The following is a 24,143-nucleotide window of genomic DNA, read 5'->3' on the forward strand; positions in this document are numbered from 1 at the left end:
CGGGGGCGACGCCGTCCGCGCCGGGCGCGGTCGCCGCATGCTTCAGTCCATGTTCGAGGGGTAGTCGTGGCCGAACGGCGTGCCCGCCAGCCGGACCACGCCGATCACCACGACGACGACGACGCTGACCGCGACCAGCGCCAGGCCGGTCCAGGCCATCCGCTCCCCCCGCCGCAGCCAGACACTTCCGGTCAGGAAACCCCCCGAGGCGTACGCCTCCCGGCGGGCCTGCCGGGCCAACTGGAGCGCCACCGTCGCGGGCACCACCCCGCCGATGAACAGCCCGGTCAGCATGCCGAGCAACCCCAGCGCGAAGACCGCCCGCGCCTTGGTGGCACGGGCCGGATCCGGGTCGAGCGGGTGGCGTAGGCCCGAAGAGGCGACGGACACCTGCCCGGATGCGGTCGTCATGCCTCCATCATGCCCAACCCGGTCCGCTGGCAGGGCGGTCCGGGAACGACGAGGCCCCCGGCGGATGCCGGGGGCCTCGTCGTTGTCTGGTGCTTAGCGGTACGACCCGAAGTCGAAGTCGTCCAGCGGCACAGCCTGCCCACTGGCCGGCCCGAAACCGTAGTCGGTCTCCGGGTAACCGGTCATCGAGTAGACCTTGGCCTTGGCCTCCTCGGTCGGCTCGACCCGGACGTTGCGGTACTTGCTGATGCCCGTACCGGCCGGGATGAGCTTACCGATGATCACGTTCTCCTTGAGGCCGACCAGCGAGTCGCTGCGCGAGTTGATCGCAGCGTCGGTCAGCACCCGCGTGGTCTCCTGGAAGGAGGCCGCGGAGAGCCAGGAGTCGGTGGCCAGCGAGGCCTTGGTGATACCCATCAGCACCGGACGGCCGGCGGCGGGCTCGCCACCCTCCGACACGAGTCGGCGGTTCTCCGACTCGAACAGCGCCCGGTCGACGAGCACGCCCGGCAGGAACTCGGTCGAGCCGGAGTCGATGACCGTCACCCGCTTGAGCATCTGGCGGATGATGATCTCGATGTGCTTGTCGTGGATGAGCACACCCTGCGAGCGGTAGACCTCCTGGACCTCACTGGTCAGGTGGACCTGGACCGCCCGCGGACCCATGATCCGCAGGAGCTCGTGCGGGTCGATGGTGCCCTCGGTCAGCTTCTCGCCGACCGCGACGTGGCCGCCGTCGTGGGTCCGGAGCTTGACGCGCTTCGAGATCTTGTCGTAGACGATCTCGTCGCTGCCGTCGTCCGGCACCACGATGATCTTCCGCGAGCGCTCGCCGTCCTCGATGCGGATCCGGCCGGGGGTGTCGGCGATGGGCGCCTTACCCTTCGGGACCCGGGCCTCGAAGATTTCCTGCACACGCGGCAGACCCTGGGTGATGTCCTCACCCGCGACACCACCGGTGTGGAAGGTACGCATCGTCAGCTGCGTACCCGGCTCACCGATGGACTGGGCGGCGATGATGCCGACGGCCTCACCGATGTCGACCGACTTGCCGGTCGGCAGCGAACGGCCGTAGCAGGCCGCGCAGACGCCCAGCTTCGACTCGCAGGTGAGCACGCTGCGCACCCGGACCGTCTCCACGCCAGCGGCGACGATCTTGTCGACCCCGATGGAGTTGATGTCCTGGCCGCGCTCGGCCACCACGGTGCCGTCCGGCCCCTTGATGTCGTCGGCCAGGGTCCGGGCGTGCACGCTGGTCTCGGCGTGGGTGTGGACGACGAGCTTGCCGTCGAGCTTCTCGCCGATCTGCATCGGGATCGCCCGGTCGGTGCCGCAGTCCTCCTCGCGGATGATGACGTCCTGGGAGACGTCCACCAGACGACGGGTCAGGTAACCCGAGTCGGCGGTCCGCAGCGCGGTGTCGGCGAGACCCTTACGGGCACCGTGCGTGGAGATGAAGTACTCCAGCACGGACAGACCCTCCCGGTAGCTGGCCTTGATCGGCCGCGGGATGATCTCACCCTTCGGGTTGGCCACCAGACCACGGATCGCCGCGATCTGCCGGAGCTGGAGCAGGTTACCGCGAGCACCCGAGTTGATCATCTTCCACAGTGGGTTCTCCTGCGGCAGCGCGGTGTCCATCTCCTTGGCGACCTCGTTGGTCGCCTTGGTCCAGATCTCGATGAGTTCGCCGCGACGCTCCTCGGCGGTCATCAGACCACGCTGGTACTGCTTGTCGATCCGGTCGGCTTCCTTCTCGTACTTCGCCAGGATCTCCGCCTTGCGCGGCGGGGCGATGACGTCCTCCATGCCGATCGTCACGCCGGACCAGGTGGCCCAGTGGAAGCCGGCCTCCTTGAGCCCGTCCAGGGTGGCCGCGAGAGCCACCTTGGGGAAGCGCTCGGCGAGGTCGTTGACGATCGCGGAGAGCTGACCCTTGCGGATCTCGTAGTTCACGAAGCGGTAGCCCTGCGGCAGCGTCTCGTTGAACAGCACCCGACCGAGGGTGGTCTCCACGGTCAGCGGCTCACCCTCGACCCAGCCCTCCGGAGCGGTCCACGCCTCGGCACCGGCGCCGTTGTCGACACCGATCACGTTCCGCAGGCGGATCTTCACCGGAGCCTGCAGGTGCAGCTCGCCGTTGTCGAACGCCATCCGCGCCTCGGCGTCCGAGCTGAACGCCCGGCCCTCGCCCTTCTCACCGGCGGTGAGGTGGGTGAGGTGGTACAGGCCGATGACCATGTCCTGGGTGGGCATGGTGACCGGCTTGCCGTCGGCCGGCTTGAGGATGTTGTTCGACGACAGCATCAGGATCCGCGCCTCGGCCTGGGCCTCGGCGGACAGCGGCACGTGCACCGCCATCTGGTCACCGTCGAAGTCCGCGTTGAACGCGGTGCAGACCAGCGGGTGGATCTGGATGGCCTTGCCCTCGACCAGCTGCGGCTCGAACGCCTGGATGCCCAGACGGTGCAGGGTCGGTGCCCGGTTGAGCAGCACCGGGTGCTCGCCGATGACCTCTTCCAGCACGTCCCACACGACCGGGCGCTGACGCTCGACCATCCGCTTGGCGGACTTGATGTTCTGCGCGTGGTTGAGGTCGACCAGCCGCTTCATGACGAACGGCTTGAACAGCTCCAGGGCCATCTGCTTGGGCAGGCCGCACTGGTGCAGCTTGAGCTTCGGGCCGACCACGATGACCGAACGGCCGGAGTAGTCGACGCGCTTGCCCAGCAGGTTCTGGCGGAACCGGCCCTGCTTGCCCTTGAGCATGTCGGACAGCGACTTGAGCGGGCGGTTACCCGGACCGGTGACCGGCCGGCCACGACGACCGTTGTCGAACAGCGCGTCGACGGCCTCCTGGAGCATCCGCTTCTCGTTGTTGACGATGATCTCGGGCGCGCCGAGGTCGATCAGCCGCTTGAGGCGGTTGTTCCGGTTGATCACGCGGCGGTACAGGTCGTTGAGGTCCGAGGTCGCGAACCGACCACCGTCGAGCTGCACCATCGGGCGCAGGTCCGGCGGGATGACCGGGACGCAGTCCAGCACCATGCCGAGCGGCGAGTTGCGGGTGTTCAGGAACGCCGCGACGACCTTGAGCCGCTTGAGCGCCCGGATCTTCCGCTGGCCCTTGCCGGACCGGATGGTCTCGCGCAGGCTCTCGGCCTCAGCGTCGAGGTCCATGTTCTGGACCAGCGCCTTGATGGCCTCCGCGCCCATCGAGCCGGTGAAGTACTCACCGAACCGGTCGCGCAGCTCGCGGTAGAGCAGCTCGTCGGTGACCAGCTGCTTCGGCTCCAGCTTGCGGAAGGTGTCCAGCACCTCGTCCAGGCGGTCGATCTCGCGCTGGGCCCGGTCGCGGATCTGGCGCATCTCGCGCTCTCCGCCCTCCTTGACCTTGCGCCGGACGTCCGCCTTGGCACCCTCGGCCTCCAGCTCGGCCAGGTCGGCCTCGAGCTTGGCGGCCCGCTTCTCGATCTCCGAGTCGCGGCTGTTCTCGGACTGCCGCTTCTCGGCCAGGATCTCGTTCTCGATCGTCGAGAGGTCACGGTGACGCGACTCGGCGTCCACGCTCGTCACGACGTACGAGGCGAAGTAGATGATCTTTTCGAGGTCCTTCGGGGCGAGGTCCAGCAGGTAGCCCAGCCGGCTCGGAACGCCCTTGAAGTACCAGATGTGGGTCACCGGAGCGGCGAGCTCGATGTGCCCCATCCGCTCACGACGAACCTTGGAGCGGGTCACCTCGACGCCGCAGCGCTCGCAGATGATGCCCTTGAACCGGACGCGCTTGTACTTACCGCAGTAGCACTCCCAGTCCCGCTGCGGACCGAAGATCTTCTCGCAGAAGAGCCCGTCCTTCTCCGGCTTCAGGGTGCGGTAGTTGATGGTCTCAGGCTTCTTGACCTCGCCGTGCGACCACTGACGGATGTCGTCAGCGGTGGCGAGACCAATGCGCAGCTCGTCGAAGAAGTTGACGTCGAGCACTATGTCCCCTATGTCGTCGTCTTTAAAGCTAGCTAAATCGGGGGGTTCGGGGCGGGGTGACCGGCGGAGGGATCAAGCCTGACCGCCTGGAGCCGGTCACCCCGCCCCGAACCACCACCTCACACCTCTTCGACCGAGCTCGGCTCGCGCCGGGACAGGTCGATGCCCAGCTCCTCTGCGGCCCGGAACACCTCGTCGTCGGTCTCGCGCATCTCCAGGGCCACACCGTCGCTGGACAGCACCTCAACGTTGAGGCACAGCGACTGCAGCTCCTTGAGCAGCACCTTGAACGACTCCGGGATGCCCGGCTCCGGGATGTTCTCGCCCTTGACGATGGCCTCGTAGACCTTCACCCGGCCGAGCACGTCGTCGGACTTGATCGTGAGCAGCTCCTGCAGGGCGTACGCGGCGCCGTACGCCTGCATCGCCCAGCACTCCATCTCACCGAAGCGCTGACCACCGAACTGCGCCTTACCACCCAGCGGCTGCTGCGTGATCATCGAGTACGGACCGGTCGACCGAGCGTGGATCTTGTCGTCGACCAGGTGGTTGAGCTTCAGGATGTAGACGTAGCCGACCGCGATCGGGTCCGGCAGAGGCTCACCGGAACGACCGTCGAACAGCTGCGCCTTACCGGTGCGCCCGATCAGCTGCTTGCCGTCCCGGTTGGGCAGGGTCGACTCGAGCAGACCGGAGATCTCCTCCTCGCGGGCACCGTCGAAGACCGGGGTGGCCACGTTGGTGTCGCCCTCGGACTCGTGCGCGTCGATCGAGCGGAGCTGGCGCTTCCACTCGGCGTCGTCGCCCTCGACCTTCCAACCGGTCTTGGCGACCCACCCGAGGTGGGTCTCCAGCACCTGGCCGATGTTCATCCGGCTCGGCACACCGAGCGGGTTGAGCACGATGTCGACCGGGGTGCCGTCCTCGAGGAACGGCATGTCCTCGACCGGGAGGATCTTCGAGATGACGCCCTTGTTGCCGTGCCGGCCGGCGAGCTTGTCGCCGTCCTGGATCTTGCGCTTCTGGGCGACGTAGACCCGGACCAGCTCGTTGACGCCCGGCGGCAACTCGTCGCCGTCCTCGCGGGAGAACGTGCGCACACCGATGACCGTGCCGGTCTCGCCGTGCGGCACCTTCAGCGAGGTGTCCCGAACCTCACGCGCCTTCTCACCGAAGATCGCGCGGAGCAGCCGCTCCTCCGGGGTCAGCTCGGTCTCACCCTTGGGCGTGACCTTGCCGACCAGGATGTCGCCGGGGACGACCTCGGCGCCGATCCGGATGATGCCGCGCTCGTCGAGGTCGGCGAGCATTTCCTCGCTGACGTTCGGGATGTCGCGGGTGATCTCCTCCGGGCCGAGCTTGGTGTCCCGGGCGTCGACCTCGTGCTCCTCGATGTGGATCGAGGTGAGCACGTCCTGCTGCACGAGGCGCTGCGACAGGATGATCGCGTCCTCGTAGTTGTGGCCCTCCCAGCACATGAACGCCACCAGCAGGTTGCGTCCGAGTGCCATCTCGCCCTCGTCGGTGCAGGGACCGTCGGCGATGACCTGACCGGCCTCGACGCGGTCGCCCTCGAAGACGACCGGCTTCTGGTTGACGCAGGAGCCGGCGTTGGAGCGGCGGAACTTGTGCAGCAGGTACGTCCGGCGGTGGCCGTCATCCTGGTGGATGGTGACGTAGTCGGCGCAGAGATCCTCGATCACACCGCCGACCTCGGCGACCACCACGTCGCCAGCGTCGACCGCGGCCCGGTACTCCATGCCCGTACCCACGAGCGGCGCCTCGGCCTTGACCAGCGGCACCGCCTGGCGCTGCATGTTCGCGCCCATCAGTGCCCGGTTGGCGTCGTCGTGCTCGAGGAACGGGATCATGGCGGTCGCGACCGAGGTCATCTGCCGGGGCGAGACGTCCATGTAGTCGACGGCGCCGGGGACGACGTCCTCGGTCTCGCCGCCCTTACGACGGACGAGAACCCGGTCCTCGGCGAACGTGCCGTCAGCCTTCAGGCGCGCGTTGGCCTGGGCCTTGACGAACCGGTCCTCCTCGTCCGCGGTCAGGTAGTCGATCTGGTCGGTGACCCGACCCTCGACGACCTTCCGGTACGGCGTCTCGATGAAGCCGAACGGGTTGACCCGGGCGAAGGTGGACAGGGCGCCGATCAGGCCGATGTTCGGGCCTTCCGGCGTCTCGATCGGGCACATCCGGCCGTAGTGGGACGGGTGCACGTCGCGGACCTCGAAGCCGGCCCGCTCCCGGGACAGACCACCCGGGCCGAGCGCGCTCAGCCGACGCCGGTGGGTCAGGCCCGCCAGCGGGTTGGTCTGGTCCATGAACTGGGACAGCTGCGACGTACCGAAGAACTCCTTGATCGCCGCCACCACCGGGCGGATGTTGATCAGGGTCTGCGGCGTGATCGCCTCGACGTCCTGCGTGGTCATCCGCTCGCGGACGACCCGCTCCATGCGGGAGAGGCCGACCCGAACCTGGTTCTGGATCAGCTCACCCACGGTGCGCAGGCGACGGTTGCCGAAGTGGTCGATGTCGTCGGCCTCGTAGCCGTCCTCACCGGCGTGCAGCCGGCAGAGGTACTCCACGGTGGCGACGATGTCGTCCTCGGTCAGCGTGCCGGTGGTGATCGGCACGTCCACTTCGAGCTTCTTGTTGAACTTGTAGCGCCCGACCTTGGCGACGTCGTACCTCTTCGGGTTGAAGAAGAGGTTGTCGAGCAGGGTCTGGGCGTTCTCGCGCGTCGGCGGCTCGCCAGGGCGCAGCTTGCGGTAGATGTCTAGCAGGGCCTCGTCGGCGCCGGCGATGTGGTCCTTCTCGAGCGTGGTCATCATCAGCTCGGACCAGCCGAACTTCTCACGGATCCGCTCGGCCGACCATCCGATGGCCTTGAGCAGGACCGTGACGGCCTGCCGGCGCTTACGGTCGATACGTACGCCGACCGTGTCGCGCTTGTCGATGTCGAACTCCAGCCAGGCACCCCGACTCGGGATGACCTTGACGCTGGAGAGGTCGCGGTCGGAGGTCTTGTCCGGCTGCTTGTCGAAGTACACGCCCGGAGACCGGACGAGCTGACTGACCACGACGCGCTCGGTGCCGTTGATGACGAAGGTGCCCTTGGGCGTCATCATCGGGAAGTCACCCATGAACACCGTCTGGCTCTTGATCTCGCCAGTGGTGTTGTTGGTGAACTCCGCGGTCACGAAGAGCGGAGCGCAGTAGGTCAGGTCCTTCTCCTTGCACTCCTCGATCGAGGCCTTGACCTCGTCGAAGCGCGGCGCCGAGAAGGAGAGCGACATGGTGCCGGAGAAGTCCTCAATGGGACTGATCTCTTCAAGGATCTCCGCGAGACCCGAGCGTGCGTGCGGGTCGTCCGCCGACCGGCCCTGCCAAGCCTCGTTGCCGACGAGCCAGTCGAAGGACTCGTTCTGGATGGCAAGGAGGTTGGGGACCTCGAGGTGTTCGGTGATCCTGCCGAATGAAACTCGGCGGGGAGCGAATGCGCTCGACGTACGACTGGTCTTCGCAGGGCGGGAAGCTGCCAAGATGCGTCCTTCCGAGGACCGGTGCTGCAGAACGGCTGGTACGCGTGCACTCCAATGACCCCACCAGAATTATCCGTAAACGGACATTTCCGAGCAGGGGTCAAGTCGGAAGGCAGCGCAAACTAGCAGTGTAGCCGAGAGGCTAACCGCTGTCCAGCCCACCCCGCAGGTCGTTTGCGGAACGCTCCTCGGCCCCCGTTCACCGGGGTCTGCCGGGCCGCTCAGAACGCAACTCCCCACTGGGCCGCTCGGGTGACCGCGACCGATGGTGCCGTCGCTGTCATTACCCACATCGTGGCCGTCGCAAGCGCGGTGTCTTGCTGGTGTCAGGGTGCCTGGCTGGCCGGGGCCGCGTCAAGGGCCGGTATCCGGGTCGTCGGTTCTTTCCCACCTGAGGAGGATCCGGTCGTTCGTGCGGATGATTCGGCGTCGACCATCGGCGCCCAGCTCAGAACGGTTGTCGCCCGGTACACGAGACACGGCGGGCGGTGATCCGTGTCGGATCACCGCCCGCCGCGACGCGACCGTGTCCCAGCTCACCGAGCCGGGTACGCGCAGGTGGAGCTCAGGTCACTTGAGGGTGACCTTGGCGCCCTCACCCTCGAGCTTGGCCTTCGCCTTCTCGGCGGTCTCCTTGTTGACCTTCTCCAGGATGGCCTTCGGCGCGGACTCGACCGCGTCCTTGGCCTCCTTGAGGCCCAGGCCGGTCAGCTCACGCACGACCTTGATGACCTGGATCTTCTTGCCACCGTCAGCCTCGAGGACGACGTCGAACTCGTCCTTCTCCGGCTCGGCCTCGGCGGCGGCCGGGGCGCCACCGGCGGCGGCAACCGCGACCGGAGCGGCGGCGGTGACCTCGAAGGTGTCCTCGAACTGCTTCACGAACTCGGAGAGCTCGATCAGCGTCATCTCCTTGAACGCGTCGAGCAGCTCGTCGGTGCTGAGCTTCGCCATGTCTGGCGTCCTTTCTAAAGGTTGTCTAAGAACGTGGGTGCGCCGCGCGGCCTCAGGCCGCCTCGGCGCCCTCCTGCTCGCGCTTCTTGTCCGCCAGGGCGGCCGCCGCGCGGGCGGCCTTGGAGAGCGGAGCCTGGAACAGGGCCGCGGCCTTGCTCAGGTTGCCCTTCATCGCGCCGGCCAGCTTGGCCAGCAGCACCTCACGGGACTCCAGGTCGGCGAGCTTCGTGACCTCGGCCGCGGAAATGGCCTTGCCCTCGAAGACACCGCCCTTGATGACGAGCTTCGGGTTGGCCTTCGCGAAGTCGCGAAGCCCCTTCGCCGCCTCGACGACGTCGCCCGAAACGAAAGTCAGCGCGGTAGGACCGGTGAACAGCTCGTCGAGGCCGGTGATGCCCGCGTCCGTCGCGGCACGCTTCGCCAGCGTGTTCTTCGCGACCGTGTAGCTGGTCTCGGCACCGAGCGATCGCCGCAGCTGGGTGAGCTGGGAAACCGTCAGACCGCGGTACTCGGTCAGCACGGTAGCGCCCGCGCTGCGGAAGCTCTCGGTCAGCTCAGCGACGGCCGTGGCCTTGTCGGCTCGGATCGGCTTGTCCGCCATGTCCCTCCTCTCTCGTTGCTCGAGGCTGGTCCCCGACACGGCCGAAGCCGGAGCGGGGGCGAAGGCAGCACGACAACGAAAAGCCCCGGCGCAGGGCGCACGGGGCGAGGGCCGGCGGGAAGTCACGGTCGGCGGACCATGCTCACTGCCGAGTTACGCTTGCCGCCCTACGCGGGTCGCCCGTCGTCGCGGGACCTTCGACCGTGCCGAAACACGGTGACCAGCGGTCTCTGGGTGGTTCCTCATCCATGACAACACGGATGACGTTTGAAGAGTACGCGCCCGCGGGACCAGCGCCAAATCGTCCCTGGTGAGCCGGGTCACGCCGCCGGACCACTCAGCCCTGGGCCCGCCGCCGCCACAGGTAGCCGGCCGTCACCGCCACACTCCACGCCAGGGCCCAGGCCGTGAGCCCGAGCAGGGTCAGCGCGGCGGCGTCACCCGCGGTCGTCCGGGCGGTAGCCATGATCGGCGGTACCAGCCAGGGCGCGACCGAGCCACGCAGGCCGAGCGCCACCGCGCCGACACCGCCGAGGGCCAGCACCGCGACGCCGTACGCTGCGCCACCCACCGACGCCCGGCTGGCCAGCGCGCCGAGGGCAACCGCGGCGGGTACGGCCAGCAGATGCGCCCACAGCCCCAGCGCGATGCCGACCGGCACCGACCGGTCCCCCGGCTCGACCGGGCCGGTGACCCCACCCACCAGCCACGGAAAGAGCAGCGCGACGGCCACCGCGACCAGCGCCGCCGCGCCGGCCGCCAGGAGACCGGCCAGACGTTCCCGGGCCACCCCGACGGTCACCTGGGCCAGCCGACGCTGCACGTCCGGCTCGATGTCCAGCAGGATCTTGGTCTGCCAGGCGAGCACCGGAAAGAGCACCACGGCCGAGACGCCGTACGCCTCCGCCGGCTGGGACCGGCCGCCGCCGTAGAGCGTGCCGAGCACGACGAGGCCGGCGAGCAGGGGCGCCAACGCCCGTCCGGTACGCAGGAAACCCGCCAGTCGCATCCGCACCAGCGCGTTCATCGACCCTCCCCCGTGCTGGGCTCGACCATCGCGTCGGCCGCTGCGAGCCGCGCCGTCGTGGCCGACGGGGTGGGCGGATGCGCCTGGGGTGGGGTGGTGGAGGCGTCGGCGCGTACTCGAAGGATCTGATGGCCCTCGGCGCGCAGGCGGGCGACGGTGCCGGCGACCCGCGCGGCCGGCACCGCGACCTCGACCACCGCGATGGCCTCCTCGTCGGCGGGCGCGGTCTCCTCGGTCAGCGCGCCGGCGGCCACCGACCAGCGGCGCGCGGCCGGCAACCGGACCGTCTCCCCCCGGTGGTCACTGACCAGGACGGTGCCCCCGTCGGCGAGCACCTCGTCGATCAGCTCGGGAACCAGCTCGCGGGTCGCGGCGTCCAGGCCCTCCCACGGCTCGTCGAGCACCAGCAGGCCCGGCGTCCGCAGCATGGCCTGGGCGAGGCCCACCTTCTGCGCGGTGCCCTTGGACAGCTCCGGGAGGCGCACCGAGCGGAACGCGTCCAGTCCGAGCCGCTGGGTCCAGGTCGTCACGGCCTCGTCGGCGGCCGAGCGCCCCAGCCCGGCCGCGCGGGCCATGCCGGTCAGATAGCGGGACACGGTGAAGGGCTGGTCGGCCGGGAAGCGCTCCGGCACCCAACCCACCCGGTCCGGCCGGTCGACGACCCGACCCCGGCCCGGCCGCAACACCCCGGCGGCCACCTGGAGCAGGGTGGATTTGCCCACCCCGTTGCGGCCCAGGACGACCGCCACCTCACCCGGGCCGATCTGCGCGTCCACGCTCCGCAGCACCCACGGACCCCGCCGGTGGTACCGCAACCAGACGTTCTCCAGCCGCATGCGGTCGAGCTTGCCACACCCGGAACGCGCCGGGGCGCCGCCACGATCGTGGCGGCGCCCCGGCGGAGCGATGAGTCGGCTCAGGCGTCGGCCGAGTCCTCGGTCAGGTTCTTCACCAGGTTCGGGTCGACCGGAACGCCCGGGCCCATCGTGGTGGTGAGGATGACCTTACGGAGGTACTTGCCCTTGGCCGCGGACGGCTTGGCCCGCAGCACCTCGTCGAGCACCGCGGCGTAGTTGTCCACCAGCTGGCTCTCCGAGAAGGAGGCCTTGCCGATGATCAGGTGCAGGTTGGAGTGCTTGTCCACCCGGAAGGTGATCTTGCCGCCCTTGATGTCCTGCACCGCCTTGGTGACGTCCATGGTCACCGTGCCGGTCTTCGGGTTCGGCATGAGACCGCGCGGGCCCAGGATCCGCGCGATCCGGCCGATCTTGGCCATCTGGTCCGGCGTGGCGATCGCCGCGTCGAAGTCGAGCCAACCACCCTGGATGCGGGCGACCAGCTCGTCGGTGCCCACCTCGTCCGCACCCGCCGCGGCGGCCTCCTCGGCCTTCGCGCCGCTGGCGAAGACGATCACGCGGGCGGTCTTACCGGTGCCGTGCGGCAGGTTGACCACACCGCGGACCATCTGGTCCGCCTTGCGGGGGTCGACGCCGAGGCGCATGGCGACCTCGACCGTGGCGTCGAACTTGACGTTGGTGGTCTCCTTGGCCAGCTTCACGGCCTCGGCGGGGGTGTAGAGCTTCGACCGGTCGATGACGTCGGCGGCCTTGCGGTAGCTCTTGCTGCGCTGCATTGCTGATTACTCCTGTGGTCTCTGGCGGGCCGCTCGGCGCGAGCCCTCCCACGATCGGGTCGTCGGCGAAAGCCGACGTCAGTCGTTGACGGTGATGCCCATCGACCGGGCGGTCCCGGCGATGATCTTCTCGGCCTGGTCCAGGTCGTTGGCGTTGAGGTCGGCCATCTTCTTCTCGGCGATCTCACGCAGCTGGGCGCGGCTGACCGAGCCGACCTTGGTCGCCTGCGGGACGCCAGAGCCCTTCTGCACACCGGCGGCCTTGATCAGCAGCCGAGCGGCGGGCGGGGTCTTCAGCACGAAGGTGAAGGACCGGTCCTCGTACACGCTGATCTCGGCGGGGACGATGTCGCCCCGCTGGGACTCGGTCTGCGCGTTGTAGGACTTGCAGAACTCCATGATGTTCACGCCGTGCTGACCGAGCGCGGGGCCGACCGGCGGCGCCGGCGTGGCCTGGCCCGCCGGCAGCTGAAGCGTGAACGTCTTGACGAGCTTCTTCTTCGGAGGCATGTCACTTCCTGGGGCTTGGAGCTTGGGAAAATGCGGCCGTCGCCGCCGCGGCGGGGCGCGCACGGTCAGCGCGATGCGACAGCGGCGACGTTCAAGAGTAGCGCACGCCGCAGCCCGCTCGTCCGCCGAGGTCGAGCGGGAGGGCGTACGCCGACGTCGGCGGCGGGCTGGGCCCGCCGCCGACGACCATCAGATCTTGGCGACCTGGTTGAAGTTGAGCTCCACCGGGGTCTCCCGGCCGAAGATCGACACCAGCACCTTGAGCTTCTGCTGGTCGGCGTTGATCTCACTGATCGTGGCCGGCAGCGAGGCGAACGCGCCGTCGGTGACGGTGACCGAGTCGCCGACCTCGAAGTCGAGGACCTTGATCTCCGGCTTCGCCTTCTTCTGCTCGGTCTCGACGGCCGGCGCCAGCCACTTCAGTACCTCGTCGAGCGACAGCGGCGCGGGCCGGTCGGCCCGGTCGGTCGCGCCGACGAAGCCGGTCACGCCCGGGGTGTTGCGGACACACGAGTACGACTCGGCGGTCAGCTCCATCCGGACCAGGATGTAACCGGGGAAGACCTTGGCCTGGACCTGCGAACGCTTTCCGTTCTTGACCTCGACCTCTTCCCGGGTCGGCACCTCGACCTGGTAGATGAAGTCCTCCATGTCGAGGCTCGTGATCCGGGTCTCGAGGTTGGTCTTCACCTTGTTCTCGTAACCGGCGTACGAGTGCACCACGTACCAGTCGCCCGGCGCGTAACGCAGCTTCTGCCGCAGCTCGGCGACCGGGTCGTAGTCCTCGTCCGGCGCGGGCTCGGTGGTGGGGAACTCCGGCTCACTGGCGGCCTCAACCGACTCGTCACCAGCCGCCGTCGCGACCGTGGACTGCTCGTCCACTTCTCCGGCGGTCTCGTCGTACTCAGGCACGCTCGCTCACTTCCGTCACTATCGGCTGGAGACAGCCGGTCAGTCCGAGTTGCCGAAGACGAACAACACGGCCTTGGCGAAGCCGTAGTCCAGCACGCCCACGATCGTCAGCATCACCGCGACGAACGTGACCACCACGGCGGTGTACGTCAGCAACTCCTTGCGGGTCGGCCAGATGACCTTACGCAGTTCGGCTACGACCTCGCGGAAGAACCGGGCGATGCGGCCGAACACGCCCACCCGACCGGTTTCCGACCTCGTGGTCGGCCGGCTGTCGGCCGATTCCGCCCGGGCGCGGGCCCGCGTCGCGGTGCCGCCCCGGGAGACCGGCTCGTCCGCGTCGTTGGCGTCGTCGTCGGCTACGTCGTCGACGATCTCATCGTCGAGACGATCGTCGCCGGCGTCCTCGCCGCGCCGCTTGTTGTCGGCCACTTCGCCCTCCGTCGCGGAATCTCGGGTCGCACGCCGGGCGGCGTACGCGGCGCTGGTCACGCCGGCCGGACCCAACCGTCCCGCGACGGGCCGCGGCCGGTGGTTCGACCGGGAGCCCCGATTGCCTCGGAGCCACCCCGCCGATGCCACCACCACGGGCCGGACGCCGCCTTGTCGGCGGCGCGACCCACGGGAACGGTCAGGCCTGAGGCGCAGGGGTGACAGGACTTGAACCTGCAGCCTGCGGTTTTGGAGACCGCTGCTCTGCCAATTGAGCTACACCCCTGTGCGGCAACACTCGCCCCACGCGGTCACAGACGACCGAGCAGGGGTCACTTGCCCCACGGCGGACCAGTGTACGGGTAGGCGCCCGACTTTCCCAACCGGTCTCCCCGCCACGCGTGGCGAAGCCGATCCAGCACGCCGCGCGGCCTCGCTTCAGCGCGCCCGGCCGCCTTGGTTTCGCGTGCGTCCGGCCCTGGTTAAGCGTGCCGGGCCGCCTTGGTTTCGCGTGCGTCCGGCCTCGTTCAGCGTGCCGTGCGGATGATCGCGCGCGCCTGCGACAGCACCTTGTCACCCAGGCAGGTCGCGGTCACCTCGAGCCGGGTGAGGCCGTCCTCGGTCACCTCGCGGACCCGCGCGGTCACCTCGATCTCGGTCCCCTGGTCGTCGTCGGGGACCACCACCGGCCGGGTGAACCGGACGCCGTACTCGACCACCGCGTCGGGCGCGCCGGCCCACTCGGTGACCGCCCGGCCGACCAGCGCCATCGTGAACATGCCGTGCGCGATGACCCCGGGCAGTCCCACCTTCGTGGCGACCCGGTCGCTCCAGTGGATCGGGTTGAAGTCGCCCGAGGCGCCGGCGTAGCGGATCAGGTCCGCCCGGGTCACCCGGAACGTCTTGGTTGGCAGTTCCATCTCAGGCCTCTCCACGGATGACGTACCGGGCCCAGACGGCGACCACCTGCTCCCCGGCGACGGTGCTCACGTCCGTGCGGGTGGTGAGGAGGCCGTGCCCGCCCCGGTTGCTGACCTCTTCGATCGTGTTGACGCAGACCAGCTCGTCGCCCGCGACCACCGGCCGGCTGTACGCGAACCGCTGGTCGCCGTGGACCAGCCGGCTGTAGTCGACGCCCAGATCCGGGTCCTCGATGATCTGACGGGTCGCGGCCATGGTGACGATCACCGGGAAGGTCGGCGGGGCGACCACGTCCGGGTGGCCCAGGGCCTGCGCCGCGGCCGGATCGTGGTGAGCCGCGTCCGTGGCGCCGATGGCCGTGGCGAACTCACGGATCTTTTCTCGGCCCACCTGGTAGGGGGCGGTCGGCGGGTACGTGCGGCCGACGAAGGAAGGGTCCAGGGACATGCCGCGAACCTACACGGAAAGCACAACCGCCGATCTGGTCGGCAGGCTGCGGCGACGCCGCGCCCGACCGGTCAGATCGGCGGTTGGAAAGGCTTCGACGACGGCCGGCATGGCCGGCCGGCGGTCAGCGGGTCTCGCGGTGAACCGTGTGCCGGCCGTCGCGCGGGCAGAACTTCTTCATTTCGATGCGGTCGGGGTCGTTCCGGCGGTTCTTGCGCGTGATGTAGTTGCGCTCCTTGCACTCCACACACGCCAAAGTGATCTTCGGCCGGACATCGGTAGCCTTCGCCACGGCGGAGTGCCTTCCTCGCTAACGGAAACAACTACGACGCGTCAGCCTAGACGCTGACTGCGCGGACATGCAAAGTGGGCGCCAGTGGCGCCCATCTCAACGACCACCGGGAACCAGCCCGGAAGACGAGAGTAGCGGTGGCCGGACTTGAACCGGCGACACAGCGATTATGAGCCGCTTGCTCTGCCATCTGAGCTACACCGCCGCGGTGGGTCCAGCTGAACCCTCGAGCCCCCTTACGGAATCGAACCGTAGACCTTCTCCTTACCATGGAGACGCTCTGCCGACTGAGCTAAGGGGGCCTGCGCGATCTCCCCGTGGGGCGCGCAGAAGTAGAATACACGGCACGGGTCGGCAGGTGAAATCGGATCCCCGGCGGCCGGATCTGCCCAGCTCAGGGCACCACACGCAGGCGCGGAAGCTCTCCTCCGGAGATCGTCTCCGGGTCCACCTGAGCGCCGAACCAGGCGGCCAGTCGCTCGTACGGCAGCGGCCGACTGAACAGGAAGCCCTGACCGATCTCGCACCCGATGTCCTGAAGAAGCTCCAGGGTCAGTTCGCTCTCCACACCCTCGGCGACCACGGCCAGGCCGAACTGCTGGGAGAGCGTCACCACCGCGTTGACGATCGCCAGGTCCCCCGGGTCGGTGGCCATGCCCTGCACGAAGGAGCGGTCCACCTTCACCTCGTGCACCGGCAACCGGCGCAGGTGGGCCAGCGAGGAATCACCGGTGCCGAAGTCGTCCACCGACAGCCGGACGCCGAGGTCGCGGAGCCGACGCAGCGTCGGGATGGGCCGGTCCGTGCCGTCCAGCACCCCCGACTCGGTGATCTCCAGGGTGAGGCGTTGCGCCGGTACCCCGTACTCGGTCAGCAGCTCCTGCACCCGGTCCGGGAAGTGCTGGTCGGTGAGCGTGCGGGCGGCGAGGTTCACGGCGATGGGCAGAGGCTGGTCGGCCTCGGCCCAGTCCCGGCTGCGCCGCAGCCCCTCGCGGAGCACCACCTCGGTGAGCCGACTCAACTGGCCGGTGTGCGCGGCCACCGCCACGAAGTCCTCAGGAGCGACAGTGCCGTGCGTCGGATGCTCCCAGCGGGCCAGACACTCGACTCCGACCAGACGCCGGTCCCGCAAGGTCACCTTCGGCTGGAAGTAGACCTCCAGCTCACCCTGGTCCAACGCCTGGCGCAGGTCCCCGGCGAGACCCAACCGGCGCAACGACCGGGACTCCAGGCCCGGGTTGAACAACTGCACGCTGCCCGGCACCGACTTGGCGGCGTTCGCCGCCAGGTCGACCCGGAGCAGCAGGGTCGCGGCGTCGCTGCCATGATCCGGGTGTACGGCCACACCCACGGCGGTGTTCACGTCAAGGGTGAGCGCGTCGAAGACCATCTCGTCACGGATCTGGTCGCGCAGCTGTTCGGCCAGTTCGAGTGCCGCCTCGGCGCTCTCCAACCGGAGGGTCACCAGGAACTCGTCGCCGCCCGCACGACCGACCAGAGCCGACGACGGAGCGCTCGCCCGCAGCCGGTTGGCGACCTCGACGAGCACCTTGTCGCCGGCAGCGTGGCCGAGGGACTCGTTGACCTGCTGCAACCCGTCGACATCGAACAGCAGCAACGCCACCACCTCGTCGGGCGCGCCGATCTTGACCGACTCGTCCAGGGCGGCGGTGATGCGCCGTCGGTTGGGCAGCCGCGTCAGGGTGTCGTGGTACGCGTCGTGCCGCAGGCGGTCGACAAGTCGCGAATTCTCCAGCGCCACCGCCGCGTGCGCCGCCACCGTCTCGAAGATGGGGATGTCACCGGGGGCGAAGTGCCCGATATCGCTGAGCCGATTCGCCACCTCCAGGGTGCCGATCACGGCCTGGCCGGAGCGCAGCGGCACCACGATCACGTCTTTGATCTCGCTGGCGCTGATCTCGTGCCGGAGCGCCCCCTCGTCACCCAGCAGGCGCCCCATCGACAGGGTCTTCGCCAGGTCCCGCGCACGTTCGCGGAGGATCGACGGGGTCGGGGCGACGTCGAGCAGACCCGGCGTGTCGACCCGGGCCGTCAACAGCACCTCCGGATGCCGCCCCTGGGCGGGGAGCCAGAGCGTCGCGGACTCCGCCTGCATGAGAGCACGGACCCGGTCGAGCAGGACGTCGGCGAGCGCCCCGTCGGCGCCGCTCGTGGTGATCAACCGGGCCAGGTCGTACATCCCGGTCAGGGTGCGGTGCTGCCGGAAGAACTGGGCGTACGACCGGTAGACCAGGGCGAGCGCGGCGAACAGGGCCGCCAACAGCAGCGCCGACCACCAGGTCTTGCGCAACGCGATCAGCACGAGCAGACCGACGGAGGCGTTGATCGAGGTGGTGAGGAACACCGACGGGGTCGTCCGCAGCGCCTCCCGGCCAGCCTGCCAGCCCTGGAGGAGGACGTGTACGCCGACCACCGAGACGAGACTGAACAGGGTGATGGCGTTGACCGCGAGGAAGAGACTGATCCACGTCCCGGGACCCACGTCGTGCAGCGGGGGCAGCCGCAGCAGGAGCAGGCCGGCCAGCGACGTGGCCGCCGCGGCCCGCGCGACGTTGAACCAGAACTTGGCGGGAGGGAAGCGCTGTCTGGCGCTGTAGACCAACGAGGCGAGCGTGTAGATCAGGACGACCGTCAACGGCGGCAGGAAGAACAGCGCCACCACGAGTGGGATCTCCGTGAGCGTCACGCCCACGGACTGCCGCCGGACGACGAAATTCAGCACCGGGATGCTGATCCCGGCCATCGCCAGGAAGATCAGGAATGCGAGCGCCCAGTTCCCGTAGGGACGGTCCGAGACGATGCTGATCGCGGTGCACGCGAGGATGGCGAACAGCACCATGGGGCCGGTGATGAGCCAAGCGCGGTCCGTGGACTTACGCCGTTGGTCACGCTCGGCCATACCGCTCCCTCTGAAAGACGCCGCCCACTGGGGCTGCCCTCATGGGCTACGCCCGAGTCACCGTGCGGCCACACCCCACAGGACATCGCCCAGGCCGGCGCCCCAGATGACGTCGGACATCTGGACGTAGCTCCCACTCACGAGGGCGTCGGCGCCGATCAGTCCACCGAGGACAGCGGCGAGCACGAGGAGTGAGCCGAGTGACCGGCCCAGCCTTCGACCAGACATGTTGGCTCCTGTCGGGGAAGTGTCACAGGGATGGTGGAGGTTCCACGATCGTGCCACACGCAAGGTACGCAGGAAAGCGGTGATGTCCGTACCCGTCCGAGCGTTGGCGAGGTCGCGACCTTCGGCCTAGTACGCCTCCACAAGCCGGGCCAGATCAGGGCCCCTTCCTGCGACATCAGCGCTTCATCCAGCGCTTGATGCGACCTACAGCACAATTCACCCAAGGGGTCGAAGGGGGGTCGCTGTCCAATCCCGTCCGGTCGCTCTCCGTGACGAATCCGATGGCCTGGAGGCGCACCGACGCGGCCCAGACATCGACCACCATACCTTCTTCACGCAAAGACACAAGGAGGCTGGCACGACCGATTCGCCCTCCTTCCGGCCAGCGGCGGTCGTGTCGCTGGTCGCCGGGCGGGGAAGGTGGGGAACAGACCCATTCATCCAGAGCGGGGCCGCCGCGTGCCGCAGGTCGTAGGGCCTGCGTGCGAGCCGCGGATAAGCCAGCGACAACGGGGGCGCGCTGCCGGATCATGTAGCGATGCCCGGTCAGGATGCCCTCGCTCGCCTCCAGGACGCCGCTGTTTTCTGGAGCGTCGGTTCCGGCACGGCAGCCCAGGTGATCGAGACCGCCTGCGACTGCATCATCGCGGGCATAGATAGCCCGACTCTCCAGATCCTCGCCGGTATCTCGCCGGTGAAGGGCGCGGAGAACGACGAGCTGCGGCGTTGGCTCGAAGGCGCGCTGTCGGAACTCTCGCTCACGTACTACGCCGAGGGGAGCCGAGAGAGCGAGGAGGAAGCCCTCCGGATCATGGCGCGGCGGCTGCTCGCACAGACCATTCCGCCCCGTGACCTCACCTCTTGGGCCTACCGATACATCTCCTACGACGGAACTCCCCTGGCAGCCGAGCTGGTTGCCCTGGACAACGCCTACGACGTCGTAGACGCCATCCACGACTGGCAACCACACAGCAGCACCACGACCAGCGATATTGACGCCGACGTCGTCGTTGAAGTTCGGCGCCTTCTCGGCCACGGCTGAGCTGCTAATTCTCGTCGCCGTCTGACGCTTTCACATTCCGGTGACCACCATCTGCCCACGTCCCCGACGCTGCCCACGGGCGGTCGATCGCGTACATCACCTGGCAAGCGCCGAACTCCTCGAAGGCATCGACCAGGACCATGCCGAGGGCTTCCAGGAGGCGGACCGACCGACGGTTCGCCCGCTGCGTGACGGCGACCAGGCGGGGCGCGTCCGGGAAGCGGACGAAAGCAAGACCGACGGCCGCCGCACACGCCTCCCGGGCGTAGCCACGCCCCCACCACTCCGGCAGGAAGACGTACGACAATTCCGTATCGCCCGTTCGGTACCGGCCGAGATGGCACCAGCCGACGGTCTCGCCGGAGCTCCTCGTCACCATCAGCCCGCCCGTGTGGTCACCCATCCGACGGTCGTTCGCCACCTCATCGGACAACGGACCGCCGAGGTAGCGCCGCATCACCGGGTCCTGCCACATCCGCCCAAGTACCGGCAGGTCGGATGAGCGGACTTCCCGCAGGACGAGACGTTCCGTTCTGGCCAGCACCTCGTCATGCTCGCTGCTCAACGGCTCATCCCCCACAGGTTCGTGATCAACCGAGTACGTCTCCGATCAGTCATCCTTCGGCATCGGCCACACATCCCGGGAGTCGTTCAAGGCCCCTCCCGGAGGTGGCTCGACCGTCAGGGACTTCAAGGCACGCGGCAACGCGGTAACCCCACGCCTCAGCGACCGCCACAGCGACGCAGCCACGTACACCAGGGCGAAGAGCGCAGCGGAGCCCAGCGCAAGCAGGAGGACGAGGCCGACCATTCCTGTCATCACTCGAACATTCTGACCAGCCGAGCGCCACGAAAGGCACTGCGGATCATCCGAAGGCATCGCTGATCTTGTCGGTCATGGTGTCGCCTCTCTCAAGTTGTCGACATGGCTGGACTCAGCCGGACTCCTTCAGACAAACGACAACGGCCCCTGATCAGCATCTCTGCTGGTCAGGGGCCGTGTCTGCACCTGGTGGCGGGTAGAGGATTCGAACCTCTGTAGCTTTCGCGACGGATTTACAGTCCGCTCCCATTGGCCGCTCGGGCAACCCGCCAGGGCACCCCACCGCGTCGCAACGCGGCGGCGGAAGCAAGGATAGCGGCTCGCCCCGGGACCGACGCAACCGGGTACCGTCAGGGGGTCGTGCCGCTGGTGGGCGGCCGACTGCACGTCCCAGACCGCCGGACAGCAGGAGCAGAAGCATGCCAGCGAACCCGTCTTTCGACATCGTGAGCAAGGTCGACCGCCAGGAGGTCGACAACGCCCTCCGGCAGGCGGAGAAGGAGCTCGCGACGCGGTTCGACTTCCGCGGCACGGGCGCGGAGATCTCCTGGTCCGGCGAGGAGGCGATCGGCCTTCAGGCGGAGACCGAGGAGCGGGTCCGCGCCGCGCTGGACGTCTTCAAGGAGAAGTTGGTCAAGCGGAACATCTCGCTCAAGTCCCTCGACGCGGGTGAGGCGCGCCCGTCCGGCAAGGTCTTCAAGATCGACTGCAAGGTGATCCAGGGCATCGAGACGGACAAGGCCAAGGCGATCAGCAAGAAGATCCGCGACGAGGGCCCGAAGGGCGTCCAGGCGCAGATCCAGGGCGACCAGCTGCGCGTCACCGGCAAGAAGCGGGACGACCTCCAGGCGGTCATCTCGCTGCTCAAGGGTGAGGACTTCGGCGTCGCCCTCCAGTTCACGAACTACCGGTAAGAGGAACCGACTACCGGTTGGTGGATCGGCCAGCCCGGTGGTCGGGCTGGCCACGTTCCGTCGGCCCGCCCACCACCCCGGCTGAAACGACGAGAGCATGGACGCTACGGAGCACAGCCGCTTCCTGCTCGTGCCCCACGCTGGCGGCGACAGCGGCCCAGTGCGCGGCGCACTCGGCGGCCAGCGCCCAGTCTGCCCGGGAGAGTTGGGCGACAACCTCCTCGTCGTCCGGCGGCCAGTCGCCGGAGCCGGCGACGCCGGGTACCCAGTGGGCGATCTGGTCCCACCCGGCCCTGCGGATCCCGCTTGCCGCCCGGACGACCTGTTGAGGATCACCATTCTCGGCGGCGATGCTGATCGCGCTGTCGAGTGCTCCGTCCAGGTGGCGCCACTGACGCGTCGTCATTCGTAGGCCGACCACCTTTTCCGGCTGGTCCATTCGGCCATCATCGTCGAACTCCGGTCCGCGTGGGACCCCCGCAGACCGCTGCGGCGCGGCCACCACACGTCAGCGGACGACGGTGTACCAGTGGGCGGTCTCCCCGGGAATCGGCGTCAACCGGACCCGCGCGCCGCCCGGGTCGTCGAACATGGGCACCCCGTCACCGAGCAGCACCGGCGCGAAGAAGATCAGTATCTCGTCGAGGAGGCCGGCCCGCAGGCACTGCTTGGCGACGTCGGCGCCGAGCACGTTGACGTACCTGTCGCCGGCGGCCTCCTTGGCCTGCGCGACGGCGCGGTGCAGGTCGTCGGCGAAGGTGACGCCTTCGGGCGGGTCGGCGGGCGGACGGTGGGTCAGGACGATCACCGGCCCGTGGTACCGGCCGCCGAAGGCGCCTTCGCTGTCGGTGCCACGGTTCGGGTCGTCGCCGCCGAAGGTGCGGTTGCCGGCGAGGATCGCGCCGATGTTGGCCAGCAGACGGTCGGCGGTCGGGTTGTCGCCGCTGAGGTGTTCGGTGAGCCAGGACATGTCACCGCCGGGGCCGGCGATGTAGCCGTCGAGTGAAGCGGTCGCCGAGTAGAGCAGCTTGGCCATGGTTCCCCTCTCGTAGGCGACCAGTCTGGCGCACCCCACCGACATCGCCGGAAACCGTGGGAAGAGGTCAGATCGGGACGGGCTCGTCGGCGCGTACCGCCTGGTTTTCCGCTCGGGCGATGGGCCCGGCGGGCAGCGCGGCGACCGCGGCCCCGACGGCCACGGCCGCGCCCGCGACGACGAAGGCCCACGGCACGCCGCCGGCGTGGTCCACGATCAGGCCGGCCACCGCGCCGCCGGCGGCGCTCGCCGCCACGGCCACCGTGACCACCCAGGTGTACGCCTCGTTCAGCATGCCCGTCGGGGCGATCCGGCCGACCAGGGTGTTCTCCAGGGTCAGCGCCGGAGCGATGGTGGCCCCACCGACGACCAGGGCGACGCCCAGCGCCAGCGGCGTGGGCATGAGCGCGAACACCACGAACGTGCCGGCCAGCGCGGCGAGCAGCCGGGCGAACTGGCGGGTCATGTTCGGCGAGGGCCGACGTACGCCGAACCAGAAGCCGCCGATGGCGCTGCCGACCCCCCAGACCGCCAGCAGCAGCCCGGCGAGGCTCTCCGGGTCGTCGGTGGTGGCGTTGCCGGCGTACGCGGGGACGGTCACACCGGCGGCGCCGAACGCGATGCCCAGTCCGGCGACGCAGAGCAGCAGTGCCGGGAAGCCGGCGACCCGCAGTGGACCGAGTCCCCGGGCGTGGTGTTCGCGCGGGTGCGGCCGCCAGCCGCGCATCACCCGGCCGAGGGCGACGGCGGTGGTGCCGACCAGGGTGACGACCGCCGCCCCGATCAGCGCGGCCGCCGCGTCGGCGACCAGTACGAACCCGGCCACGAGCAGCGGGCCGAGCACGAACACGATCTCGAACAGCGAGGTCTCCGCCGCGAGGGCGGTGTTGCGCAGGGCGTACCGGCCGGAGGCGGGGCTGGTCAGTTCGTTCCAGGCGCCGCGGATGGCGGCGGTCAGCGGCGGGTACGTCGCGCCGGCGACGCCGGCCGTCAGGTAGATGGCGGCGAGGGCGTCGTCGCCGGAGCGGCTGGCCAGCAGCAGCCCGGTGAGCGCCAACGGGTGGGCCACGGCGGTGACCAGCAGCACCGGGCTCGGACCGACCCGGTCGGCGATGCGGCCGGCCACCGGGCTGAGCGCGGCGCCGGCGACGGCGTAGATGCCGCCCGCGATGGCGGCCAGGGAGTAGCGCCCCGTCACCTGCTCGACCACCAGCAGCAGCGCCAGCGGCGTCATGCCGATGCCGAGCCGGCCGATGATGCCGGTGACCAGCAGGATCGGCGCACCGGGGATCCGCCAGACACCCAGGTACTGGCGCAGTGCGGCCACGAGGTGTACCTCCGCTGGAGCAGGTAACGGGTAGAAGCCCTGTCGACCCTAACGCCCGAGGTCAGGCCGTGGATGGTCGTTCCGCTCACAGCAGCGCGGAGGCCGGGACTGACCGAGCGGTCACAAAGGGGGTAGGTTGCTGATCGAATTGGGTCCATACGCCGGCACCGCACGATGAGGC

The 24,143-nt window shown here is 68.9% G+C and carries 22 protein-coding genes and 4 tRNA genes; 2 read left to right on the forward strand and 24 right to left on the reverse strand.

The features are described 5' to 3' along the window. Positions 1 to 42: 42 nt before the first annotated feature. The 19 genes from ACQP0N_RS29315 to ACQP0N_RS29405 form a co-directional block, all read right to left on the reverse strand. Positions 43 to 411: a hypothetical protein gene (locus ACQP0N_RS29315; protein ID WP_355050766.1), complete on the reverse strand. Its 369-nt coding sequence runs from the start codon at positions 409 to 411 to the stop codon at positions 43 to 45. A 93-nt stretch (positions 412 to 504) separates the two neighbouring features. Then, positions 505 to 4,392: a DNA-directed RNA polymerase subunit beta' gene (locus ACQP0N_RS29320; protein WP_355050767.1), complete on the reverse strand. Its 3,888-nt coding sequence runs from the start codon at positions 4,390 to 4,392 to the stop codon at positions 505 to 507. Between the two features lie 119 nt (positions 4,393 to 4,511). Further along, positions 4,512 to 7,943, reverse strand: a complete 3,432-nt coding sequence (locus ACQP0N_RS29325) for a DNA-directed RNA polymerase subunit beta (RefSeq protein ID WP_433115586.1) — start codon at positions 7,941 to 7,943, stop codon at positions 4,512 to 4,514. A gap of 570 nt (positions 7,944 to 8,513) precedes the next feature. Further along, positions 8,514 to 8,897, reverse strand: a complete 384-nt coding sequence (gene rplL, locus ACQP0N_RS29330) for a 50S ribosomal protein L7/L12 (protein ID WP_007465324.1) — start codon at positions 8,895 to 8,897, stop codon at positions 8,514 to 8,516. A 52-nt stretch (positions 8,898 to 8,949) separates the two neighbouring features. Then, positions 8,950 to 9,498, reverse strand: a complete 549-nt coding sequence (gene rplJ / locus ACQP0N_RS29335) for a 50S ribosomal protein L10 (protein ID WP_355050769.1) — start codon at positions 9,496 to 9,498, stop codon at positions 8,950 to 8,952. Between the two features lie 337 nt (positions 9,499 to 9,835). Then, positions 9,836 to 10,525 (reverse strand): hypothetical protein, encoded by a 690-nt coding sequence (locus tag ACQP0N_RS29340; protein WP_355050770.1) that lies wholly within the window; start codon positions 10,523 to 10,525, stop codon positions 9,836 to 9,838. Continuing rightward, the gene (locus tag ACQP0N_RS29345) at positions 10,522 to 11,361 is read right to left on the reverse strand and encodes an ATP-binding cassette domain-containing protein (protein ID WP_433115589.1); all 840 of its coding nucleotides are present in this window, start codon (positions 11,359 to 11,361) and stop codon (positions 10,522 to 10,524) included. Before ACQP0N_RS29345 ends, ACQP0N_RS29340 begins: the two co-directional genes overlap by 4 nt. Positions 11,362 to 11,441: 80 nt before the next feature. After that, a complete protein-coding gene (gene rplA, locus ACQP0N_RS29350) occupies positions 11,442 to 12,158 on the reverse strand; it encodes a 50S ribosomal protein L1 (RefSeq protein WP_355053306.1) in 717 nt (238 codons plus the stop codon). 78 nt (positions 12,159 to 12,236) lie between these two features. After that, complete coding sequence (gene rplK, locus ACQP0N_RS29355) at positions 12,237 to 12,668, reverse strand: 50S ribosomal protein L11 (RefSeq protein WP_355053307.1); 432 nt, start codon at positions 12,666 to 12,668, stop codon at positions 12,237 to 12,239. 189 nt (positions 12,669 to 12,857) lie between these two features. Continuing rightward, a complete protein-coding gene (nusG, locus tag ACQP0N_RS29360; protein ID WP_355053308.1) occupies positions 12,858 to 13,580 on the reverse strand; it encodes a transcription termination/antitermination protein NusG in 723 nt (240 codons plus the stop codon). A 39-nt stretch (positions 13,581 to 13,619) separates the two neighbouring features. Beyond that, entirely contained in the window at positions 13,620 to 14,012 is a 393-nt protein-coding gene (secE, locus tag ACQP0N_RS29365; protein WP_355053309.1) for a preprotein translocase subunit SecE, read from the reverse strand. Positions 14,013 to 14,225: 213 nt separating this feature from the next. Further along, positions 14,226 to 14,298 (reverse strand) — tRNA-Trp (locus ACQP0N_RS29370). A gap of 241 nt (positions 14,299 to 14,539) precedes the next feature. After that, positions 14,540 to 14,932 carry a MaoC family dehydratase gene (locus tag ACQP0N_RS29375; protein ID WP_433115592.1) on the reverse strand — a complete coding sequence of 131 codons (393 nt, stop codon included), beginning with the start codon at positions 14,930 to 14,932 and terminating at the stop codon, positions 14,540 to 14,542. A 1-nt stretch (position 14,933) separates the two neighbouring features. Further along, complete coding sequence (locus ACQP0N_RS29380) at positions 14,934 to 15,380, reverse strand: FAS1-like dehydratase domain-containing protein (RefSeq protein WP_396804623.1); 447 nt, start codon at positions 15,378 to 15,380, stop codon at positions 14,934 to 14,936. A 124-nt stretch (positions 15,381 to 15,504) separates the two neighbouring features. Continuing rightward, entirely contained in the window at positions 15,505 to 15,672 is a 168-nt protein-coding gene (gene rpmG, locus ACQP0N_RS29385; RefSeq protein ID WP_341717669.1) for a 50S ribosomal protein L33, read from the reverse strand. Between the two features lie 132 nt (positions 15,673 to 15,804). Further along, positions 15,805 to 15,877: transfer RNA gene (locus tag ACQP0N_RS29390), tRNA-Met, on the reverse strand. Positions 15,878 to 15,901: 24 nt separating this feature from the next. Beyond that, a tRNA-Thr gene (locus tag ACQP0N_RS29395) sits at positions 15,902 to 15,974 on the reverse strand. 92 nt (positions 15,975 to 16,066) lie between these two features. Continuing rightward, positions 16,067 to 18,592 carry a putative bifunctional diguanylate cyclase/phosphodiesterase gene (locus tag ACQP0N_RS29400; protein ID WP_355053312.1) on the reverse strand — a complete coding sequence of 842 codons (2,526 nt, stop codon included), beginning with the start codon at positions 18,590 to 18,592 and terminating at the stop codon, positions 16,067 to 16,069. A gap of 57 nt (positions 18,593 to 18,649) precedes the next feature. Beyond that, the gene (locus ACQP0N_RS29405) at positions 18,650 to 18,820 is read right to left on the reverse strand and encodes a hypothetical protein (protein ID WP_355053313.1); all 171 of its coding nucleotides are present in this window, start codon (positions 18,818 to 18,820) and stop codon (positions 18,650 to 18,652) included. Between the two features lie 538 nt (positions 18,821 to 19,358). On the opposite strand from ACQP0N_RS29405, the gene ACQP0N_RS29410 reads away from it, so the two are divergent. Beyond that, positions 19,359 to 19,862: a hypothetical protein gene (locus ACQP0N_RS29410; RefSeq protein WP_433115595.1), complete on the forward strand. Its 504-nt coding sequence runs from the start codon at positions 19,359 to 19,361 to the stop codon at positions 19,860 to 19,862. 4 nt (positions 19,863 to 19,866) lie between these two features. On the opposite strand, the gene ACQP0N_RS29415 is transcribed toward ACQP0N_RS29410, so the two are convergent. Both ACQP0N_RS29415 and ACQP0N_RS29420 read right to left on the reverse strand, forming a co-directional pair. Next, positions 19,867 to 20,406: a GNAT family N-acetyltransferase gene (locus tag ACQP0N_RS29415; protein ID WP_433115597.1), complete on the reverse strand. Its 540-nt coding sequence runs from the start codon at positions 20,404 to 20,406 to the stop codon at positions 19,867 to 19,869. A gap of 466 nt (positions 20,407 to 20,872) precedes the next feature. Next, positions 20,873 to 20,956, reverse strand: a tRNA-Tyr gene (locus tag ACQP0N_RS29420). A 148-nt stretch (positions 20,957 to 21,104) separates the two neighbouring features. On the opposite strand from ACQP0N_RS29420, the gene ACQP0N_RS29425 reads away from it, so the two are divergent. Next, on the forward strand, positions 21,105 to 21,599 hold the full coding sequence (locus tag ACQP0N_RS29425; RefSeq protein ID WP_355053333.1) for a YajQ family cyclic di-GMP-binding protein: 495 nt from the start codon (positions 21,105 to 21,107) through the stop codon (positions 21,597 to 21,599). A 10-nt stretch (positions 21,600 to 21,609) separates the two neighbouring features. Here the strand turns inward: ACQP0N_RS29425 and ACQP0N_RS29430 are convergent, their stop codons facing one another. The 3 genes from ACQP0N_RS29430 to ACQP0N_RS29440 all read right to left on the reverse strand — a co-directional run bounded on the left by ACQP0N_RS29430 (position 21,610) and on the right by ACQP0N_RS29440 (position 23,962). Next, on the reverse strand, positions 21,610 to 22,038 hold the full coding sequence (locus ACQP0N_RS29430) for a hypothetical protein (RefSeq protein WP_433115599.1): 429 nt from the start codon (positions 22,036 to 22,038) through the stop codon (positions 21,610 to 21,612). 69 nt (positions 22,039 to 22,107) lie between these two features. Next, the gene (locus tag ACQP0N_RS29435) at positions 22,108 to 22,635 is read right to left on the reverse strand and encodes a dihydrofolate reductase family protein (protein WP_433115601.1); all 528 of its coding nucleotides are present in this window, start codon (positions 22,633 to 22,635) and stop codon (positions 22,108 to 22,110) included. A 67-nt stretch (positions 22,636 to 22,702) separates the two neighbouring features. After that, on the reverse strand, positions 22,703 to 23,962 hold the full coding sequence (locus ACQP0N_RS29440; protein WP_433115603.1) for an MFS transporter: 1,260 nt from the start codon (positions 23,960 to 23,962) through the stop codon (positions 22,703 to 22,705). Positions 23,963 to 24,143 lie beyond the last annotated feature (181 nt).

Source organism: Micromonospora sp. CA-246542, assembly GCF_050942905.1.
Classification (GTDB): Bacteria; Actinomycetota; Actinomycetes; order Mycobacteriales; family Micromonosporaceae; genus Micromonospora.

Excerpts from the sequence above, each read along its gene's own strand:
- rplL (WP_007465324.1), bottom strand. The coding sequence starts at position 8,897 with ATGGCGAAGCTCAGCACCGACGAGCTGCTCGACGCGTTCAAGGAGATG.
- ACQP0N_RS29340 (WP_355050770.1), bottom strand. The coding sequence starts at position 10,525 with ATGAACGCGCTGGTGCGGATGCGACTGGCGGGTTTCCTGCGTACCGGA.
- ACQP0N_RS29315 (WP_355050766.1), bottom strand. The coding sequence starts at position 411 with ATGACGACCGCATCCGGGCAGGTGTCCGTCGCCTCTTCGGGCCTACGC.
- rplA (WP_355053306.1), bottom strand. The coding sequence starts at position 12,158 with ATGCAGCGCAGCAAGAGCTACCGCAAGGCCGCCGACGTCATCGACCGG.
- ACQP0N_RS29345 (WP_433115589.1), bottom strand. The coding sequence starts at position 11,361 with ATGCGGCTGGAGAACGTCTGGTTGCGGTACCACCGGCGGGGTCCGTGG.
- ACQP0N_RS29380 (WP_396804623.1), bottom strand. The coding sequence starts at position 15,380 with ATGTCCCTGGACCCTTCCTTCGTCGGCCGCACGTACCCGCCGACCGCC.
- ACQP0N_RS29430 (WP_433115599.1), bottom strand. The coding sequence starts at position 22,038 with ATGGACCAGCCGGAAAAGGTGGTCGGCCTACGAATGACGACGCGTCAG.
- ACQP0N_RS29375 (WP_433115592.1), bottom strand. The coding sequence starts at position 14,932 with ATGGAACTGCCAACCAAGACGTTCCGGGTGACCCGGGCGGACCTGATC.
- ACQP0N_RS29405 (WP_355053313.1), bottom strand. The coding sequence starts at position 18,820 with ATGTCTGGTCGAAGGCTGGGCCGGTCACTCGGCTCACTCCTCGTGCTC.
- ACQP0N_RS29425 (WP_355053333.1), top strand. The coding sequence starts at position 21,105 with ATGCCAGCGAACCCGTCTTTCGACATCGTGAGCAAGGTCGACCGCCAG.
- rplK (WP_355053307.1), bottom strand. The coding sequence starts at position 12,668 with ATGCCTCCGAAGAAGAAGCTCGTCAAGACGTTCACGCTTCAGCTGCCG.
- ACQP0N_RS29410 (WP_433115595.1), top strand. The coding sequence starts at position 19,359 with ATGCCCGGTCAGGATGCCCTCGCTCGCCTCCAGGACGCCGCTGTTTTC.
- ACQP0N_RS29435 (WP_433115601.1), bottom strand. The coding sequence starts at position 22,635 with ATGGCCAAGCTGCTCTACTCGGCGACCGCTTCACTCGACGGCTACATC.
- ACQP0N_RS29400 (WP_355053312.1), bottom strand. The coding sequence starts at position 18,592 with ATGGCCGAGCGTGACCAACGGCGTAAGTCCACGGACCGCGCTTGGCTC.
- rplJ (WP_355050769.1), bottom strand. The coding sequence starts at position 9,498 with ATGGCGGACAAGCCGATCCGAGCCGACAAGGCCACGGCCGTCGCTGAG.